Genomic DNA, 20,174 nt, shown 5'->3' with positions numbered 1-20,174 from the left:
TTAAGGCTGATTTACGCTCAAAACAAAGGTCATCGGGCGGTTGCTGACCCATTTAATCGTTAGGTTCCGGAGTATGTCAGGCCCGGAAGGTTCAAACGAATAAATCTTCCAGGGAATTGTCCGTATAATCCGCTATATAACCGATAACATTAGGATATTTAGAAAATTCTTCTTTGGTATGCATGGTCGTCAGTACGACGCAGGGCATACCGGCTTTCCAGGATGCCTCCACCCCTTTGGGCGCATCTTCAAAAACAACGCAGGATCCGGGTGATACGCCCAGCCATTCTGCGGCTTTAAGAAAGGTTTCGGGATGGGGTTTGCTGACAGCTACTTCATCGGCGCTGACGATGGCTTTGAAATAATGACGGATCGCCAGGTTATCCAGTACAAAATCGATATTGAACGGTATGGCTGCAGATCCGATCGCCATTGGGATGTTCATTTTTTCCGCCCGTTCCAAAAAGGCTGGAAGACCGGTAATCAGTTTCAAATGAGGCAAAAAGGCTTCCTGGTATCTTTTTTCCTTTTCTATCGAGATCTGATCCTCCCTTTCCTTGCTGAAATGACCTTTTCCGAATACCCGGTCCAGTAATTCCACATTCTTTCCATACATATGGCTTTTTACCTCTTCCCAGTTCATGCCGGCTTTGAGATCGTCATTCAGGATCTTATACCAGGCTTTTACATGAAATTCCATATCATCTACCATCGTTCCATTCAGGTCGAAAATAAAAGCTTTCGGTTTCAGCATCAGATACTAATAATTTTTTGTGAAGATAGGGCATAGTTTGTAGTTTGCAGGGTAAGGTAAATTGTTGCTTTTTTTTTAACTATTCGATTTTTTATCAATATGAAGAATTATAAATGGGGGATCATCGGTCCCGGCAAGATAGCGAATAAGTTTGCGGTCGCCCTGACGCTGGCAGGAAATGCCTCTCTGGAGGCCGTTGCATCCAGGGATTCCGTCAGAGCCCGGGAATTCGCCGAAAAATTCGGAGCAGCCCGTTATTATGACAGTTATGAGCAACTGGCAGACGACCCTGCCATCGATGTCGTTTATATTGCTACACCCCATGGGTATCATGCAGAACAGGCTTTGCTTTGTCTTCAGAAAGGAAAGGCGGTTCTCTGCGAAAAGCCAATGGCACTCTCGGCCCGCCAGGTTCAAATGATGGTAAAGGCCTCTTTAGATAGCGGGGTATTCCTGATGGAGGCCATGTGGACCCGTTTCCTGCCTATTATGGACAAGATCCTCGAGCTTATACAAATGGGCCAATTGGGCAAATTAAAATATATAAGGGGCGATTTCGGCTTTTCCGGTCCATATCATCCGGACAACCGCATGTATAGCCTGGAACTGGGCGGAGGCTCGCTGCTGGATATCGGCGTTTACCCCTTATTCCTCGTCCTCCAGCTGATGGGAGAACCTGATATTATCAAGGCTGCGGCACGCCTGGCCCCAACCGGCGCCGACGAGGATTGCCATGCTATCCTCCAATACCGCGACGGACGGTCAGCAGTCATCACCTCCAGCTTTACCTGCCAGACTTCGATCACGGCAGAGATTGCCGGTGAGGAGGGAATGATCCTTCTGCCCACTGCCTGGTATAAATGTGATTCGCTGACCCTTCTCCGCCCCAACGAAGAGGCTCAGGCCATTGCGGTAGAGCCCATGATCAACGGGTTCGAATACCAGATCAGGGAAGTACAGGAATGCCTGGAAAAAGGATTACTGGAAAGCCCGTCCATGTCGCATGCGTTCAGCCTGACCCTCGCCAAAGTGATGGACGCGATACGCAAACAGATCGGCGTAAGATATCCGGCGGAATAAGCTACAAGCCTGAAGCTTGCGGCTTGAAGCTCATTCTTACAGCGAATTCCGCAACGTGAGGTAAAAAGGAACTTCTTTCTGGCTCCGGCTATTGTCCAGGATGAGGCGGGCGGCCATCGCTCCCATTTCCTGGAAATCCGTGGAAACGGTAGTGATGCCATTTAGAATGATCTTTTTTAAAGGGGTTTCATTATAGGAGATCACTCCAACATTTTTGCCTAATTCCAGCTTCAGGGAGATGATCCGCTCTATCAATAAAACAAGGTCCTCTTCCATCAAATTAATATACACCTCCCCTTCACCTATCGGCTCCTCGGAGATATTATGCACGACTTTATAGGTAAAGGCATATTCCTGGCAAAAACGGCTGCATCCCTTCAGGATCTCGACAGGATGATAGGTATAACCGGGGAAAATGATCTTGATCGTATGGTATTTGCTCAGTTGCTCTCTTGCCTTTTCCAGAGCACTGTAGATATCCTGTTCAAAATTTTCATAAACGGCTGCATACTCTCCTTCGATACCTGGGATCTTTTTATCCAGTAATATCAGTTTGTCCTTTGGAATGGTATTAATGATCTCAGAAGCATGTTCCCCTCCTTCCAGGAAATGAGGAATAATCACATAGTGTGAATAATCTTCCTTCCTGCCCGCCAGCAATTTTTTGAATAATCCGAAATCATTATTGTAGATATAAAAATCGATGACGGCATATTCTCCCAATGCAGAAATAAAAGCATCATAAATGATTTTTTTATGGCCGCTTAATTTGTTGAAGAGCAGGAAAATCTTGAGGGTCTGTCTGAATTCGGCGTTCTGTATAAAATATCCCTTCCCCGGAACGGACCCAAGCACTCCCATTTTTTTCAGGTATTTATACCCTTTCTCAGCGGTGTCCCGGGAGATTTCCAATTCGAAGCTCAACTCATTAATGGAGGGCATAAGATCGTTCTTACCGATCTTTCCCGTCTCGATCGCCTTTAAGATCGAATTGGTTAGCTGGAGATATTTGGGGGTGGCAGAGAATTCGTCCACCCGGATCAGATCGAATATATTGGAATGTTTCATGGTGTACAGGCCCTTTTATGACGGTAAATCCGCCCCGAATATAACAAAAAAACCTGACGCCTGCCCCCATGGGAAGGCGCCAGGATAAAGTGTTATATCGTAAGGTTAAAAAGCAGTAAGGGCTACTGTAGGTTCTTTTGTGGCAGGGTCCCATTGACCTGCCGCATAAGTACTGAAAGGAGCATATACTTCCGGCTCCCAATAAAAGGCGCCGCTGCCTCCGGGCATATTGAGCCAGTTGGTGATCACTGTTTTTGTGCTGGCCGCTTTATTTTCATTTCCTCCAATTTCACACATGATCACCCCTTTGCCATACCGGGTGTTCAAAGCCTGAACAGCCGACTGAACTCCCGGTTGATTGCCCAGGCTGGCATAGGAGGAGCATCCAGTCAGGTCCCATTTTCCGCCATTGGCTTTATAAGTATCCAGCATCGTCTGCGCTCCGGAGTTCTGCGGCTGGGCCACATGTATGATCACTTTGGCAGAGGGAAAAACCGCCTTGATCGCATTATACCCCTGATTCAGTAAACCCGTCATCTGTGTCGGTTTGGAGATGCTGCCTACGGGATGGCATATTCCCGAATTGATCTCGTTCCCATCCTGTACCCATTGAGGAGTTACTCCTGCATTCTTCAGCGCAGTACAGAAATTAAAAACATAATTATACAAAGCAGTACTCATTTGGGCATAGGTCATGCTGGCCCAGGCTGCCGGGGGATTCTGCACCCCCACACTATTCCAGGTATCGCCATAATGAAAATCGATCATGATGGCCAGTCCTGCGTTCTGACATCGCAGGGCCATGGCAATCGTTTCCGCCTGACTGCAATGGCCATTTATGGGATCGGAGGAAGGATTGACCCAGGTCCTTAGCCTGACGGCATTGATACCGAGCCCTTTTAAAATGGTGAGACAATCCTGCTGCACTCCGCTGTTGTTCTTAAAGACATACCCGTTGGCTTCCATTTGTGGCAACCAACTAACATCGGCTCCCCGGGCAAAAGATACGGAAACCAGTGGAGTAACTGCCGCGCTGGTGGTCGTGGCCGCAGTAAGGGGCATACCAGTGGGTCTTGAATTCAGGTTCTTTTCGCAGGAAGTAAATAAAACAGTAAGGAAAAGGCAAATGGTTAAATGGTCTTTTTTCATACTTTTTGGTTTTACAATCGTTATGGAAGGGTAATTAATACATAATTGATACATGGTAAAATCGAAGAGTGGAAAATCACCTTCCCGGCTGTTCCGCAACGCATAGAGTATTGAGTTCGGCACGCGACACATTTATAGGGTAAGCGTGACACCTAATACCCCAGGTTTTGATTTAACAGCCCTTTCAACAGGGCTATCTCGGAAGCAGGTTTGGGAAGGAGCATATTATGCGCGTCCACATAAGGATATAAATCCTTATTGACGGAAACGACCAATTGTCTTCTTACCAGATCGAACCACCGGTTAAGCTCGAAGGCCAGCTCCCAGTTCCGCTCATCTAAAACATCCTGATCGAAGGTCGCCTGTGACAGACCGCCGGGAAGATCGGATGCGGCATCCGGTGTATTGGGATCTTTCCCGTTAGCTCTTCTCCTGACCTTATTAATAGATTCCAGCGCCGAGGCAGAGGGACCACCTTCAGCCATATTTGCCGCTTCTGCATAGATCAGGAGTACGTCCGCATACCGTAACAAACAGGTAGCTCCATCTCCATCATTTTTAACGATCGCCCCGGTAAAACCGGCCGCCGCTCCGGCATCCCGGTATTTAGAGATATAGGGCTGCTGAAATGGCCCGTTCTGCCATTGAGTGCCATCTTCAAAAACAGTATGAAAAGAGGCATCCTTGCGGGGACCAGCAGGAAAAACATTTAAAAACCGGGCTTCTGTAAACATATCGGACCAGCCACCTTCCGCACCGGGCCTCGTAGCAACATGATGATGGCTGCCCTGTATCCAACTGGCAGTTGAAATGCCCGAAAGGGTGAAGATGAATTCGCCATTGGTGAATTTATTTTTGGCATGCCACAAATCGGAAAAATTAGCAACCAACTTATATACCCCCATATCCATCACTTCCTTAGCCTTATCTCTTGCCAGCGCATAGTTGGTATTATCCAGCAGCGGCCATCCCGCCATGGTCAGGTAGACTTTTGCCAGTAAAGCTTTTGCAGCGCCTTTTGTAGCCTTTCCCCCTTCAGGGAAAGAAACCGGCAGTTTGGCATCGGCATCCAGGAGATCCTGCACGATCAGCTTATAGATATTCGATACGGAATCTTCCGGAGTCGTGGAAGCAGTCGCCTGGTTGGCTTCCGTGATAATGGGCACTTTACCGAACCATCGGGTCAGGAAAAAATAAGAGAGGGCTCTGACGAACTTAACCTGTCCTTCATAGGCATCCAATTGAGTCTGGGAAATGCCTTGGGTCGTTTTTAAATGGCCGAGGATGGCATCTGCATTGTTAATGGCATTGTAACACATATCCCAGCAATTATTAAGTGCGCTGCTGGAAGAAGATGGCTTCAACTCATCGTACAATTTACTGTCGGTGGCCTGCGGGCGGGTCGTACAGTCTTCAGCCCCATAACACAAAATGAACGGGGCATTAAAATCGAAAGCGGAATAGCCCTGGTGCAGGGGTTGGTAAACGCCAATAATAGCCGCGTCAAAATCGGCCGTCGTCTTATAAAAATTGCCCGGTGACAATTGTCCCGGAGGTGTTTCTTTTAACTTCACGCAATTGGTCAGCAGCAAGCTGCAGACCGCCAATAGGATAAAAGAGGAAAGTATATTATTTTTATTGGGATTCATATCAATTCTTTTTAAGAGTTTGTCGGCCTTCGGATTGTTTTCCTAAAAATTTATATTGAGGCCGAGGGTAAATGACTTCTGTGAAGGATAGGTTGCCAGATCTACTCCTGCAAAATTATCTACGCTTGTACTGGCTTCGGGATCGAATCCGCTGTATTTGGTAAAAGTGAGCAGGTTCGTCGCGCCGATGTATAACCGGGCACCCGAAATTTTAAGCGCATTGACGAGCAGATGCGGGAAGGTATAACCCAAGGCAATATTTTTTACCCTGATATAAGAACCGTCTTCCAGCCAGCGGGAACTTTGCAGATCTTCGGATTTGGCGCTTCCGGAAAACGAAGGGACATCCGTGTTCTCATTGGAAGCCGACCATCTGTTCAAAATTCGTATACTTGTGGCATCAGCATCACTGGAGGTGGTCTCGAAACGCACCCTTGAAATATTGTAGATCTTATTACCTTGCGATCCCTGAATAAATACATTGAGATCAAAACCCTTAAAGGAGAATGTGTTATTCCATCCGAAGGTATAGTTCGGCATCGCATTGCCGATATTGCCCTTATCGTCATTGGTGATCTTACCATCTTTGGTTTGATCGACATATTTTGGCGCTCCCGGGATCGTTCCGAACGAAGCGGCAGCAGCTGCCTCACTGCTCTTCCAAACCCCATTCATCTGTAATCCCCTGAACAGTCCCAAAGGCTGCCCCACCTGCATCCAGATTGTATTGCCGAAATTCGGCAGGCCCGGGCTTCCCAGGCTGATTTCTTTTTGGCCGCCTGTAAGCGCTAACACTTTATTCCTGTTCACCGTCAGGGTTAACCCCGACTCCCACAAAAATTTGCCTATAACCGGCTTACCTCCCAGGTAAAATTCCACTCCTTTATTCTGTACTTCTCCCACATTTTCCAATACACTTCCCGTACCGCCCGCAACGGCAGGAGTGGGGACAGCCAACAACAGATCGCTGGTTTTCTTATTATAATAATCAGCGACAAAATCCAATCTGCCTTCCAGGATTTGCATATCCACTCCTATATTTAATTGAGCGGTCTTTTCCCATTTGAGATTTGGATTTGCGATCCCCCCCAGTCCAACACCGGGTGCTAACGAACTCCCGTCAACGGAATAAGGGATGCTGCTGTTCATGGACGCCAGGGACTGGTAGGGTAAAATGGCCTGGTTGCCCACTATCCCATAACTCGCCCTCAGTTTCAGACTGCTGAATGTTCGGATATCCCGCATAAAATTTTCGTTGGCGATATTCCAGCCCACCGCCACCGATGGGAAATATCCCCATTTATTATCGGCACCGAATACCGAAGAGGCATCTGCCCTGGCCGTCAGCGTTAACAGATAGAGGTCCTTGTATCCATAATTGATCCTTCCCATATAGGATAACAAAGACCGCTTACGCGCTGCCGAAGAAGGGATCTGTGGATTATTGCCCAGCCCCAGGTTGTTGTAGGATAAAACATCCGTCAAAAAACCAACGGAACCGGCATAGTTCGAATTAAACTGTTCGTATTGCTGTTCCATAATACCCGTGATCTTCAGTTTATGATCCCTGATCTGCTTTTCATAACTGATCATATTCGTATTCTGCAGGGAAACCAGGGTCGAATCAAAAATACCTGCCGACTCGGTCCCATGCTGCCTGGTGGCCTTGCTGTTGACATAGTCCCTGTTCTGAAAATCCAACAATTTATACCCCCCGGATACATTTAGCTTCAGGCCGGGAAGAAGGGTATAATCGATATTCGATATGATATTCGTGGTATTGGTATAATGATCGCTGACAGGTTCTTTTGCGAGTGCGACCGGATTGTAATTGGTAGGCGGTCCATAATTTCCGGAAGGGAGGGTATAGTTTCCGGAAGTATCATAGATCGTTTTGGTGGGAGCCCATAACAAGGCGGAAAACACCGGACTTCCATTACTAAAGCCATTCAAGGGAGTAGCATGATTCAGTTCCCTGCCCAGGAACAAATTCACGCCAACGCTCAGCCGTTTATTGATTTTTGAATTAATGTTTGACCTCAGACTATACCGGTCATAGCCGGAAGCCAGGATAATTCCTTTGGTCTTCAGTAAGTTTCCGGAAACATAATACGTTGTATTTTCATTGCCTCCGGTGATACTGAGCGTATGATTCTGGCTAGTTCCTTTCCTGAATATGGCGTCCTGCCAATCGGTTCCAACCCCATTCTTAAAAGAGGTCAGGTCATTATTGCCGAATACGACGGGTAAACCAAACTCAGCCCTGTTGGCATTTACCGTAGTGGCATATTGCTCCGCATTCATAAGCGCTAACTTTCTTCTCACTTCCGTACTGCCGTACAGGCCATTATAAGTAAGGGAATACCGGCCCGTCCGGCCTTTTTTGGTGGTGACCAGCACTACGCCGTTGGCGCCGCGGGACCCATAAATGGCAGTAGCGGAAGCATCTTTCAGCACTTCGATGGACTCCACCTCCGAAGGATTGAGCGTATTGAGGTTTCCACCCTGCAATCCGTCAATCACGATTAGGGGATCATTCCCTCCGTTGATGGAATTGACACCCCGGATCCGGATCGTAATCGTCGAGTTCGGAGCAGCATCGTTATGCTGAACCACCAGGCCGGATACCCTGCCTTGCAAAGCATCGTCAATCCGGTTGGCCGGTGTTTTTTCAATATCCTTTGTTTTAACGGAAACTACCGATCCGGTAACATCCGATTTTCGCTGGATGCCATACCCCACCACGACTACATCATTTAAAGAGGATACAGCGTTCTCCAGTTGTATGGATATTGCAGAACGATGATTGACGCCTACCTCCCGGGTTGTATACCCAATTGAACTGATGATCAGCACTCCATTTGCCGGGGCGTTGATCTGGAAATGCCCGTAATTATCTGTCTGAACGGCGGTTGCAGCGCCTTTTACTTTAATGGTAGCCCCTGTCAGAGCAGAATCGCCGGAAGTCACTTTTCCGGAGATCATTGTTTGCGCCGAAGCGGTAAAGGAAATGAATAAAAACAGGGCAGGGAAGATCTGGCCGGGAATGGTTAGGAAGGCCTTGCAGGCCTTACAGAGCAATCGTTTTTTCATATTTAATCGTTTTGGTTTCCGGGCAATTTACCTTAGCCTGATAAAAGGGCCTGTTCCAATCGTTCGTTTTTTTAGTTCTAATTGTCCGAATATCCCGCCTGCCTGCCTGAGGAGACAGGGTAACTTTGCAAAATACCGGAACCCGGCTCCAGGTTAACGGATTCTGCTTTAATCACGATGATGCCAGGCTGTTTACCCGCCCTTAGGATCAGTTGGCATTTTCCGTTAAATAATTTTCTCCGCCATTCCCCTTCATGGCAAATGTCCGGTTCATGGCTACTGGGATCGCCATTAGCCACTCCAAGAATGGAGGCGCTTCCGCTAAGTGAAAAATGGATCTCGTTATCAGCGTCGGGAACTTCGCGCCCGCTGCTATCCAAAACGTCGATATTAAGAAGGGTTCCGTCGGCACCATCCGCCAGGAGCGTTTCCTTTACAACTTGTATATTAAGGCGGTAAGGTTTACCGGTCGTTTCCACCCGGGCATTGATCTTTCTGCCGTCTTTATAGGCGACGGCTTCCAATACTCCCGGTTCATAGGGGATCTGCCATGCCAGGTGCCTGTTCTTTTCCATATCCTTTTTCCCGTAGGTTTTCCCGTTTAAGAATAATTCCACACTGGCTGCATTGGAGTTCACTTTCACTACGACAGGCTGTCCTTCTTTTCCTGTCCGGTTCCAATGCGGGGATATATGGAGTACGTCTTTACCGGTCCACCAGGACTGATAATAATAATAGATGTTCTTTGGAAAGCCACACATATCCAACATACCGAAATGGGAATTGATATTCGGCCATTTGAAAGGAGTAGGTTCCCCACGGTAGTCGAATCCTGTCCAGACAAACCCTCCCTGCCACCAGGAGTTCTCTGCCGCCAGCGGCCACCATTCCTCCGCCCTGCTCGCCCACCAGGGAGCAATGCTATCCTGATCGGGAAGATATCCCCTGATCGTATCTGTCACATATTGCCCTCTGGTGGTGACCGTACTGCCCATTTCCGTTCCTATCACGGGTTGACCGGAATGTTCTTTATGATAGGCCTCGACGGCAAATTGCCTGTAATTAAATCCTCTTACCGGGATCACCTCATTTACCCCCGCATAAACATTCGGAAGATCGGCAGCATAGGTACTGGTCCGGGTAGGATCGAGCCGCTTTTGTTCGGCCAGGAGGGAAAGCGCGATCCGTCTTCCTATACTATTAGTCTGGGCATAACCTTCCTCATTACCGATGCACCAAAGGAAAACACAGGCGCGGCTGCGGTCACGGCGGATCAGCCGTTCGAACTGTCCGGCGTATTCCGGGCTGCTGTTCAACAGACGCTGCTCGTCTATCACCAGCAGCCCAAGGCTGTCACAAGCATCCAGCAACTCAGGTGAGGGCGCATGATGGCTGGTGCGATAGGCATTTGCCCCCATCTCTTTTAAAAGGGATACCCGGTAATATTGCAGAAAATCCGGCATTGCGCTGCCTACCCCCCCATGATCCTGGTGGCAGTTCACTCCTTTAATCTTTACCTTTTTTCCATTCAGGAAAAATCCAAGTTCCGGATCAAAACGAAAACTTCTTAGTCCTGAACGTTGTGAGACACTATCGATCAGGGTGTTTCCCGATTTTATCAACGAAACCACCCTATACAGGTAAGGATTATCCGGGGACCAATATTTAGGGTCGTTAACCTGGATAAGCTGTTTTAGGGTAATCTGTTCCCCGGGTGCAACATGGACCACCTGGTCCCGGGCCTCTCCCACCCTTTTTCCTTCCCGGCCGGTAATAAAGGTAAATACGGAACACACCGAATCTTTTGTCCCGGAATTCTCGACAGTGGTTTCAATATGAAAAGCGGCTTTTTGCCTTTTCCCTTCGGGGAAACCTTTTGCTCCCGGATAACCTTCCATTTCCGGATAAATAAACAGGCCGTTCTCCGCGACATGCAGGTCATTATACCGGCAAAGCCAGGCATGACGGTAAATTCCCGCCCCTTCATAGAACCAGCCTTCATACTGGGTGGCATCTGCCCGGACCACGATTACGTTCTCCCCGTGAAAGTTCAGATAATTGGTAATATCATAGGATACACCGACATAACCGCTCTCATTATTTCCCAGATAATAGCCATTGATCCAGATCCTGGCATCCCTGAATATCCCGTCAAATTTTAGCAAATACCGGCTTCCGGAATCTGTTGCCGGAATGGAAAAATGTTTGCGATACCATCCAATACTGGAGGCCGGAAAAAGCCCGCCTACCGGCTTGTATCCATGGGCTTTGACATCCGGATCGGAGGAATAGACAAAGGGCAGGCGGACAGCCCAGTCATGTGGCAATTGGATAGTTTCCCAGGTGCTGTCCACAAAATGAGGGTCAACCGCCGTTCCCTCCCCTTTCCCGGATTTGGAGAAAAGAGAGACCAGTGAATAATTAAAATCCTTTAACGGATCTGACGCGTGGCCCAGGTTAAATTTCCAGTCCTCGTCAAAATTTGTTTTCATCCGGGATAAAGGTTGCGAGGATACCGGAAGAAATAAACCAGTTTGAAATAAGACGGATAAAAGACAATAACGGATAATATAGCGCATAATAGAACCCAGTTAAACGTGTACCGGCAAATTACCCTGCACACCGTTTTAAGACTGGTCCTATTGTTCATTTTTTTACGCCTATCATTCCGTTCAGGGAAAAATGCCTGCCGGTCAGGGCCTCCCCGCCATCCCCGATTTCTGCATCCGGTAAACTAGCTCTACATTTGAAGGAAGACATTTTTTAAGCCATATGCGTCGTCCATCCGACGGGTAAATAACAAAAAGTAAAGGATGAAAAAGCGTGTTTATGCCTTCTGCCTTACCGGATGGATAGCCAGCCTCTTGTTCCTGCTCCCGGGTACAGGGATATCTCAGGCGCCCGAACTTCATTTTAAGCACCTCACCGTCGGGGAAGGATTATCCAATAGCACCATTGAATGTATTTACCAGGACAGTAAAGGTTTCATCTGGTTAGGTACCAGGGACGGGCTGAATCGTTTTGACGGATACGGAATGGTCGTTTATCGCAACGATCCCGGAGATTCCACCAGTATCAGCGATGGTTATATCCGTTGTATCTATGAAGACAAGGAGCATCATTTATGGATCGGCACCCTCAATGGGTTAAATTGTTTCAATGAAACGGGGAATAATTTCGTCCGTTACAAACACGATCCGGGCAATCCCCAAAGCCTAAGTCAAAACCTGATTACCTGTATAAATGAAGATAAAAAAGGGCAGCTTTGGATCAGTACATTCGGAGGGGGCCTCAATCAGTTCAACCGTGAGAAACAGAATTTTACCCATTTCCGGCATGACCAGGATGAAAAATTTAGCCTGAGTGACGATCGGGTGAATACTATTTATGAGGACAGGAAGGGCCAATGCTGGATCGGTACCGAAAATGGGCTTAATCTTTTTGACAGGGAGCATAAAACGTTCCGTTCCTATAAAAATGCTACGGATGAAAATGACAAAGCAGGAAATAAAGTAATCCGGATCATCCGGGAAGACCTGCAGGGTGCCCTTTGGCTAGGTACGGAAGACAGAGGGCTACTCCTGTTCGACCCGCTTACCGGATCCTTTCAATCGTTCCAGCATCAGGAAAAGGATCCTTCCAGTCTGGGCAGTAACCTGGTCAGGAGTATCTGGGTCGACCGAAAAGGAAATTGCTGGATCGGCAGTATCAATGGCGGACTGGAATTATATAATTCCGGCAGCCATTCTTTTTATCGTTACCAGAATGAACCGGGTGATCCGTTCAGTCTGTCCCAACGAACCATATCCGCCATATTCGAAGACAATCAGGGGAATTTATGGGTAGGCACCCACCGGGCCGGTGTCAATATCTGGATGCCGGGCAATGAAAAATTCGGGGTGATCAGACAAGGATCTTCCCCCACAAGTCTGAGTTATAATGATGTCAAATCATTTTGTGAGGACAGTCAGGGCAAAATATGGGTGGGCACCGATGGCGGGGGATTGGATCTGTTCGACCGGGAAAAGAAAAGTTTCCGGCATTTCAGGTATGACCCATTTAATACAAAAAGTATCGGGTCCGATGCCGTACTGGATATTATGGAGGACAGACAAGGGCGGTTATGGATAAGTACCTGGGGAGGGGGATTAAATCTGTTCGATCCCCGGACCGGCATGTTCACCCGTTTGAAACATGACCCCAAAGATGCCAATTCGATCAGCTCCGATTATGTACAGAAGGTACTTGAGGACAGTAAGGGTAATTTATGGGTAGCGACTTATTACGGAGGACTCAATCTGCTGGACCGGAAAACCAAAAAATTTTCCCGTCTTATCCAGGGTGCCACCAATCAATCCCATATTTCCGGAAATAATTGCATATCCCTGGCGGAAGATAAAAGCGGAAATATCTGGATCGGAACCGACGATGGAGGCCTGAATGAATATGATCCTTCAACAGGACAGTTCTCACATTATTTTTCCAACATGGAAAAAGCACCGGATCTGCGGGTCTTGTTTGTCGATCATAAAGGGAGGATATGGGCAGGTCAGAAAGGTCTTTATCTTTTTGATGCGACCCGAAAGACCTTTTCCCTTTATACGGATAAAGCCGGTTTAGCAGAGGAGTTTATAAAAAGCATTACCGAAGATGAAAAAGGAGATTTCTGGATTGCCGGGTCCAACGGGCTGACCCAATTTAATCCGGAAACTTTTAGTTTCAAGAAATATAACCCGGGAGATGGATTACAGAGCCTGGAATTTGAGGCAAACGCCTGTCTGAAAACAAAGGATGGAGAAATGTTCTTTGGAGGTGTCAATGGATTCAATGCCTTTTATCCCTCCAGTATCCGGATGAACCCTTTCATTCCTCCGGTATTTATAACCGGCATCCAGGTGCTCAACAAAAAGATCAATGCCGGAAAGGATCTGCAATTGTCTTACAAACAGTCCACTCTTTCCTTCAATTTTGCAGCGCTGAACTATACCGCGCCCGAAAACAATTTGTACGCCTATAAGCTCGAAGGGTTTGACCAGGATTGGAATTATGTGAATAAGGAAAGAAAGGCTACCTATACCAATCTTTTTCCCGGGGAATACATTTTCCGGGTAAAGGGATCCAATAATGATCAGATCTGGAATGAACAAGGAACCAGTATCCGGGTCGTTATTCAGCCACCCTTCTGGAATACCTGGTGGTTTAAAGGGATCGCAGGGATTCTCCTGATCACCGGCATTCTTGTCTTTTACCGGATGAGAAGGAAGATCGAATTAAACAAACTGGAAGAAAACAAACGGGAGGAGATACACCAGTTACAATTACAATTCTTCACCAATATATCCCATGAGTTCCGCACTCCTCTTACGTTGATCCTGAATCCCCTGGAGAAATTACTCAAAGAACCGCCTTCTGCGTTATTCCATTATTACAGGGTCATGTATCGCAATGCCAACCGGCTGATGGGACTGATCAATGAATTAATGGATTTCAGGAAATCGGAGGAAGGTGTTTTGAAATTAAAAGTGATGCCTGGGAATCTCAATCTTTTCCTTAGTGAGATCGCAGAAGAGTTCCATGATCTGGCCGATGAGAAACGAGTGACCTTTACCGTTAAAAAATCGGAAACGCTTCATGAAATCTGGTTTGACCGGCAGGTATTGGAAAAAATAATTTTGAACCTGCTCAATAATTCTTTCAAATACACCGCCAATGGGGGCTCAGTCACGGTAGAGATCCTGACCTCATTACAGGACCTCCGGCCGGCTTTTGAAAATGAACTTTATTTGAATAACCCTGCCTATCATGCCAAAAAATACATTTATATCCGGGTGGCGGATAATGGGATCGGCATTTCCAAAGAGTCCATCCCTCATCTTTTCGAACGGTACTTCCGCATTACGGAAACCCACCTGGGCTCCGGAGTGGGACTGGCCTTTGTAAAGAGTCTTACTTTTCTTCATAAAGGTAATATTAAAGTGTACAGTGAACGGCATAAAGGAACGGAGATCATCGTAGGGTTGCCTTTGGGGAAAGAGAACTTCGCAAAAGAGGAGCGATGGATCGGGCCTAAATTCGAGGGGAGGGAATTCCTGGAAAGCCTTCCTTTCACCCGGGACCCTGGTCTGTTTAGCCAGAACGCAGAGCCAGAGCAAGGTCCGGAATCAGGATCGGGCTCAGGGTCAGGCTCAGCAAAGGGTCCAGGGTTACCCCATATTTTACTGGTAGAAGATAATGATGAGTTGCGTGATTTCCTGAAAATAAGCCTGGGTGAGTTTTATCATATTTCGGAGGCAAGGGATGGAATCGAAGGACTGAAAAAATCCAAAGAAGTATTTCCCGATCTGATCATCAGCGATGTAATGATGCCGGAGATGAATGGGAACTTATTCTGCCGTGCTGTGAAACTGGATGAGGAAACAATGCATATCCCTTTTCTAATGCTAACCGCAAAGAATGGGGAAGAATCCCGACTGGAGGGAGCGGGATCCGGCGCTGATTTCTATTTTGCCAAACCCTTAAGCATGGACTTGCTGTTATTGACCCTGCGTAATATTTTTGAGCAGAAACAACGGACTAAAGAACGTTATTCTTATGATAACCAGGTAGAGGCCAGGGAGCGGATACACTCGGTAATAGACAAAGCGTTCATGGATCAATTGCTGGAGATCATCGAATCACAATTAATAAACCCAGATCTGGATGTAGATTACCTGTGCAAACAGATCGGTATGAGCAGGACCAAATTATACCAGAAGATAAAACAGTTCACCGGTCAGTCCATCAATGAATTTGTCAGAGGTATCCGGCTGAAGAAAGCCGTTCATATCATGACCCATGAGGAAGTGCCCCTGGCGGAAGTAATCTATCGGATCGGTATACAGACGCAATCCTATTTTACCAAGGCTTTTAAAAAGGAATTCGGAAAGACGCCTTCCCAGTTTTTGCAGGAGTTGGATAAAAAGGGGGAGTAAGCTATTTACCCGCCGATTAATAAAACCCCGCATCCGCCCCCTCCTGGTCCATGATAAATACTATCATCGTCTTGGGTCCGTGGGCGCCGAGAACGAGGGATTGTTCAATATCGGCCGTTTTGGAGGGGCCTGCAATAAAAGTGGAGAAGCCATAAGCGGCGGCGGAGGATTCTATAGCAGCGACCCGGATATAGGCTTCGTTCATGGTGGGTACAATATCCTTTTTTTTGATGATCAGGGCTAAATGCTGACAAATAAAGGGCATAACCCTTTCGATCATTAAATCTTCCGTGATCCAGCAGGCGCTGTTTTCCGCAACGCCGAAATGAGCACGCAGTATGGCCAGATCAATATCTTCCAATGAATGGGGATCGTCAACCTGTTTGCCGGACTCGATGACAGCGCCCTTACTTCCAAAGGAGATCCCGGAAAGCTGATGGCAGGACGAAACGATCCTTTGGGCATCTGCGAATTTTTCCTGGATGATGGCGCTGATCTTTTCGAAGCCCGTGACCACATAAGCGGTCCCGCCGATAGATTCCAGTACGGTGATGAATTTTTTGACAAGATCTTCGTTGCCTTCCCGGGAAACAGCTGTCTCCGGCAAGTCAATAAAAGCGGGTTGACTCTTTATTACCGCGCCCAGTATTTTATCCCTGCTGCTCATTTTATTTTCTATTTTTCTTATACCACTCCCCAAAGGATTCTTTCGGAGACTCGGGCATATCCCTTTGTTTGTACCAGGGATTCAGCCCGTTATTGACCACAAAGGGAATGTTTTTTATGAACCAGCGGCCGGCTTTCCCGGCGCTGTGATAAACCGAAGGATTCGACAGTACCCAAGTCATACCCTGCATAGCGGCTTTTTTGGCCACCGGTGCATTACCTTCCTGTACGATCACCTGTCGCCATTTATACAATTGATCGTGTATATCGATCTTTACCGGGCATACATTAGTGCAGGAACCGCAAAGGGTCGAAGCAAACGGCAGGTCCGCATATTTTTTCATATCCAGGTTCGGCGCCAGGATGGCTCCGATAGGTCCCGCGATAGCCGTATGATAACTATGCCCGCCGCTTCTACGGTATACCGGGCAGGTATTCAAACAGGCCGCGCACCGGATGCACTTCAGGGAATTCCGGAAAGCCTCCCTGCCTAACTGGGTACTTCTCCCGTTATCTACCAGAACCAGATGCATCTGCTGTCCATTCCGTGGCCGTCTGAAATGACTGGAATAAGTGGTGATCGGTTGCCCTGTTGCGCTACGAGCCAGCAGGCGAAGAAAAACACCCAAATGTTTGCGCTGGGGAATAATTTTTTCGATCCCCATACAGGCAATATGTACTTCCGCCAGATGTGCTCCCATATCTGCATTTCCTTCATTAGTACAGACCACGAATTCTCCTGTTTCGGCAACAGCGAAATTTACCCCGGTCAGGGCAACCTTGCGGGTAAGGAACTTTTCCCGCAAATGCAAGCGGGCAGCATTGGTCAGGAATTGGGGATCCGCATTCCCCTTTGGTGTACCCAAATGTTCATGAAATATTTCACCGATCTCCTCTTTCTTTTTATGAATACAAGGCAACACAATATGGCTGGGCGGCTCTTTAGCCAGTTGCACGATCCTTTCTCCCAGATCCGTATCCACCACTTCAATTCCCTGCTCTTCCAGATATTCATTCAAATGACATTCTTCCGTTAACATGGACTTGCTCTTGACCATCTTATCCACCCCATGCTCCTTTAACAGGAAGGCAACGATCTCGTTGTGTTCACCAGCATCCGCCGCCCAATGAACAACGATCCCGTTCCGGGTCGCCTGTTCTTCAAACTGCACCAGGTATTCGCTGAGATGGGATAAAACATGATCCTTGATCCCGGAGGCCTCATCCCGCAATAGTTCCCAATCGGGAACCTGGTGAGCGGCCTTATCCCTTTTCGCCCTTACCCACCAAAGGGTCTGATCATGCCAATCTACCCTCAGCTCATCTTTATTGAACTGATCGGCTAATGCAGCATGATCTTTATGATTTGTACCCATAGTAACTATTTTGCAATCAGAATCTCCGCGATATGAATCACTTTTACCAGGCTCTTCTGTCTTTTCAGAATGCCATCCAGATGCATCAGACAGCTCATATCAGCCCCGGTAATATATTCTGCCCCATGCTGAACATGATCGGTTATCCTGTCTTTCCCCATTTTGACAGAAACCGCTTCTTCGGCTACACAGAAGGTACCCCCAAAACCACAGCACTCATCCTTCCGGTCCAATTCCACCAATTCGACCCCTTTTACCATTTTTAAAAGATGCTCCGGCTTGGAGAAAGGCGCAGCCATCAATTCGCTCATCTGTGCGAGTTTCAGCCCCCTTTGCCCATGACAACTCTGGTGAAGCCCCACCTTATGGGGGAAGTTCGCCTCCAATCCTTCTACCTTCAGGATATCCGTCAGGAACTCCACCAATTCATATATTTTTCCCCTGATAGCCTTTGCGGGGTCCTCCGGATTATGTTGAAGTCCCTCTTTCGATCGTCCTCCTGCTCCCTTTTGCTCATACTGGTCACTGTGCAGGTGGTCCTTAATATGCAGGACGCAGCTACCCGAAGGGGAAACGATATAATCGAATGCTGAAAAATTCTTTATGAACAGATCATTGCACCCCTTTGTCAGATGCTCAAAACCGGAGTTCGCCATGGGCTGCCCGCAACAGGTCTGGTTGGCCGGATAAACCACCTCACAACCATATTTCTCCAATAGTTTCAGGGTGGCTATAGCTACCTGGGGATAAAACTGGTCTACATAACAGGGAATGAACAATCCAATCTTCATAAATTAGCCCCGGGATTAATTGGTTTACAATCGGATGGCAAGCTACAAGGTACCAAGGCTAAAAAAGCTAAAATATTAGCCTATCGTTTAGGTATTTTAACCAGTTTTCTCGCTATAATACCTGAGTTCAATAATATCACCGGGCAAAGGCCGGGTGTTCCAATGGGAATGAATGGCAAGGGCCGCCCCCATGGCGGTCGCCTGTGGAATCGAGGCGGCAAATACTTCTATATGCGGAAAAGCGGCTGCCAGCAGGTGCATATAAACCTGGTTCTTTCCAAATCCACCGTCTACGAAGATCCTTTTCACGCCGGTTCCCTGCAGGACAAGGTTTGTAGAAGCTATTTGCTGTTCCATAATGTCCATGAGCAACCGGTGGTAAGCATCCTCATACGTGGAGAAGGAGCTAAGCTCTCTTTGCGAAAAGACCGAAGCACCTATCTTGGAATCTGTCTTTGTCTGAGCAGCTGGCCTTCCGGAAGATGCGCTTTCACCGAAAGCCTTTTCGGCCGGGAGGGAGTCCTGCGACCGGAGAAATACTACTCTTTCCGGATCATAGGAAATTGTTTCCGCGAAGGCTGCCTCCTTTTGGAAATGAGCAGCCAATCTTTTGATCTGTTGCTCATGCTCGAACCCGGCAAAAAGCCGGGAAGCCTTAACCGGGTTACCCTGGTAACTGATAAAACACAAACAGTCCTGTTGCAATTCGGCCACTGTGAGCGGAACATGATTGAAGGGGTTCATACTGATGCACCAGGTACCTGTCGAGATTAAGACGAATGGTTCCTGAAAACTCGCCAGGTACGGGATCATCGCCGCAGAACTGTCATGCAGGCCTGTTCCGGCTTTCAGCGAATTCCTGGTACCGGGATTACCATTTTGACCGGCGGAATATTGCTTGCCGGATAAAGCATTTACCGGTAAAACACTTCCGGATGGGAGTAAAGGAGCCAGTTTGTCAATTATCCCTTCCCGGTAGACCCATTCATGATATTCCTGTTGGGAGAAATTCCAAAGATTGGTATGACAACCGATGCTCGTCATCTCCGAGCAGGCTTTACCCGTCAGCAGGAAACTCAGGTATTGTGGTAAATGCAGCGAATAAGCAATATTGGCGAAAAGATCGGGCTGCAGCTTCCTGATCCGGTACAATTGCATCCCTGAATTCAGGCTGCCCAACACCGGAGATGCACTCAACATGGAAAAGGTGATCTCACCACCATACCGGTCATAGAATTTCTTTTTCAAATCTGCCGGATAGGGTTTCAAATAACTATAAAGAGGGGCAACGGGCTCTCCGTCTTTTCCTATATGCACGAAACTCGCTCCATAGCCGGAAAAATTGATCGCCCTGATGGCAAAATCAGTCATCCCGCTCAGCTTGTCGAAAGAGTCATTCACCCAGGCCGTCAACTTTTCCAGATCCTCGCAAGCGTCGCCCTGCTCATCCTTGATTTCCGGGAAAGAATGGGTTTGTTCCCAAACAATCTTGTACTGTTCATCGAATAAAAACAGCTTCTTATTCGTTTTACCGACATCCAATATCGCTATTACGGGTGTTACAGGCATATGGGTAT

Annotated in this window: 12 protein-coding genes and 1 pseudogene; 3 read left to right on the top strand and 10 right to left on the bottom strand. The window is 47.5% G+C overall.

Translation table 11 applies throughout. The features are described 5' to 3' along the window. Positions 1-91: 91 nt before the first annotated feature. Positions 92-754, bottom strand: a complete 663-nt coding sequence (locus ACX0G9_RS01060; RefSeq protein ID WP_459062980.1) for an HAD family hydrolase — start codon at positions 752-754, stop codon at positions 92-94. Between the two features lie 99 nt (positions 755-853). Between ACX0G9_RS01060 and ACX0G9_RS01055 the strand changes: the two genes are divergently transcribed. Continuing rightward, on the top strand, positions 854-1,834 hold the full coding sequence (locus ACX0G9_RS01055) for a Gfo/Idh/MocA family protein (RefSeq protein ID WP_459062979.1): 981 nt from the start codon (positions 854-856) through the stop codon (positions 1,832-1,834). A 36-nt stretch (positions 1,835-1,870) separates the two neighbouring features. Here the strand turns inward: ACX0G9_RS01055 and ACX0G9_RS01050 are convergent, their stop codons facing one another. The 5 genes from ACX0G9_RS01050 to galA all read right to left on the bottom strand — a co-directional run bounded on the left by ACX0G9_RS01050 (position 1,871) and on the right by galA (position 11,285). Next, positions 1,871-2,902 carry a GntR family transcriptional regulator gene (locus ACX0G9_RS01050; protein ID WP_459062978.1) on the bottom strand — a complete coding sequence of 344 codons (1,032 nt, stop codon included), beginning with the start codon at positions 2,900-2,902 and terminating at the stop codon, positions 1,871-1,873. Positions 2,903-3,007: 105 nt separating this feature from the next. Beyond that, positions 3,008-4,174, bottom strand: coding sequence for a glycosyl hydrolase 53 family protein (locus ACX0G9_RS01045; protein WP_459062977.1), 1,167 nt, complete (start codon positions 4,172-4,174; stop codon positions 3,008-3,010). A 29-nt stretch (positions 4,175-4,203) separates the two neighbouring features. After that, positions 4,204-5,700, bottom strand: a complete 1,497-nt coding sequence (locus ACX0G9_RS01040) for a RagB/SusD family nutrient uptake outer membrane protein (RefSeq protein ID WP_459062976.1) — start codon at positions 5,698-5,700, stop codon at positions 4,204-4,206. 42 nt (positions 5,701-5,742) lie between these two features. Next, positions 5,743-8,793, bottom strand: coding sequence for a SusC/RagA family TonB-linked outer membrane protein (locus ACX0G9_RS01035; protein WP_459062975.1), 3,051 nt, complete (start codon positions 8,791-8,793; stop codon positions 5,743-5,745). A 77-nt stretch (positions 8,794-8,870) separates the two neighbouring features. Next, positions 8,871-11,285: a beta-galactosidase GalA gene (galA, locus tag ACX0G9_RS01030; protein ID WP_459062974.1), complete on the bottom strand. Its 2,415-nt coding sequence runs from the start codon at positions 11,283-11,285 to the stop codon at positions 8,871-8,873. Positions 11,286-11,606: 321 nt separating this feature from the next. On the opposite strand from galA, the pseudogene ACX0G9_RS01025 reads away from it, so the two are divergent. Both ACX0G9_RS01025 and ACX0G9_RS01020 read left to right on the top strand, forming a co-directional pair. After that, positions 11,607-12,188: pseudogene (locus tag ACX0G9_RS01025) on the top strand (ligand-binding sensor domain-containing protein); the annotation flags it as partial. A gap of 18 nt (positions 12,189-12,206) precedes the next feature. Continuing rightward, positions 12,207-15,764, top strand: a complete 3,558-nt coding sequence (locus tag ACX0G9_RS01020) for a hybrid sensor histidine kinase/response regulator transcription factor (protein ID WP_459063283.1) — start codon at positions 12,207-12,209, stop codon at positions 15,762-15,764. Between the two features lie 16 nt (positions 15,765-15,780). Here the strand turns inward: ACX0G9_RS01020 and ACX0G9_RS01015 are convergent, their stop codons facing one another. The 4 genes from ACX0G9_RS01015 to ACX0G9_RS01000 all read right to left on the bottom strand — a co-directional run bounded on the left by ACX0G9_RS01015 (position 15,781) and on the right by ACX0G9_RS01000 (position 20,166). Beyond that, positions 15,781-16,431 carry a LutC/YkgG family protein gene (locus ACX0G9_RS01015; protein ID WP_459062973.1) on the bottom strand — a complete coding sequence of 217 codons (651 nt, stop codon included), beginning with the start codon at positions 16,429-16,431 and terminating at the stop codon, positions 15,781-15,783. Position 16,432: 1 nt separating this feature from the next. Then, positions 16,433-17,806 (bottom strand): lactate utilization protein B, encoded by a 1,374-nt coding sequence (locus ACX0G9_RS01010; RefSeq protein ID WP_459062972.1) that lies wholly within the window; start codon positions 17,804-17,806, stop codon positions 16,433-16,435. 5 nt (positions 17,807-17,811) lie between these two features. Then, the gene (locus ACX0G9_RS01005; protein WP_459062971.1) at positions 17,812-18,597 is read right to left on the bottom strand and encodes a (Fe-S)-binding protein; all 786 of its coding nucleotides are present in this window, start codon (positions 18,595-18,597) and stop codon (positions 17,812-17,814) included. A 96-nt stretch (positions 18,598-18,693) separates the two neighbouring features. Further along, positions 18,694-20,166: an FGGY-family carbohydrate kinase gene (locus tag ACX0G9_RS01000; RefSeq protein WP_459062970.1), complete on the bottom strand. Its 1,473-nt coding sequence runs from the start codon at positions 20,164-20,166 to the stop codon at positions 18,694-18,696. Between the last annotated feature and the right edge of the window lie 8 nt (positions 20,167-20,174).

The organism is Flavitalea flava (assembly GCF_054461575.1).
This window is presented reverse-complemented; position numbering and strand designations above follow the sequence as displayed.

Bases quoted from the DNA above. Each gene is read 5' to 3' on its own strand.
- ACX0G9_RS01060 (WP_459062980.1), bottom strand. From the start codon at position 754: ATGCTGAAACCGAAAGCTTTTATTTTCGACCTGAATGGAACGATGGTA.
- ACX0G9_RS01055 (WP_459062979.1), top strand. From the start codon at position 854: ATGAAGAATTATAAATGGGGGATCATCGGTCCCGGCAAGATAGCGAAT.
- ACX0G9_RS01050 (WP_459062978.1), bottom strand. From the start codon at position 2,902: ATGAAACATTCCAATATATTCGATCTGATCCGGGTGGACGAATTCTCT.
- ACX0G9_RS01040 (WP_459062976.1), bottom strand. From the start codon at position 5,700: ATGAATCCCAATAAAAATAATATACTTTCCTCTTTTATCCTATTGGCG.
- ACX0G9_RS01035 (WP_459062975.1), bottom strand. From the start codon at position 8,793: ATGAAAAAACGATTGCTCTGTAAGGCCTGCAAGGCCTTCCTAACCATT.
- galA (WP_459062974.1), bottom strand. From the start codon at position 11,285: ATGAAAACAAATTTTGACGAGGACTGGAAATTTAACCTGGGCCACGCG.
- ACX0G9_RS01015 (WP_459062973.1), bottom strand. From the start codon at position 16,431: ATGAGCAGCAGGGATAAAATACTGGGCGCGGTAATAAAGAGTCAACCC.
- ACX0G9_RS01010 (WP_459062972.1), bottom strand. From the start codon at position 17,806: ATGGGTACAAATCATAAAGATCATGCTGCATTAGCCGATCAGTTCAAT.
- ACX0G9_RS01005 (WP_459062971.1), bottom strand. From the start codon at position 18,597: ATGAAGATTGGATTGTTCATTCCCTGTTATGTAGACCAGTTTTATCCC.
- ACX0G9_RS01000 (WP_459062970.1), bottom strand. From the start codon at position 20,166: ATGCCTGTAACACCCGTAATAGCGATATTGGATGTCGGTAAAACGAAT.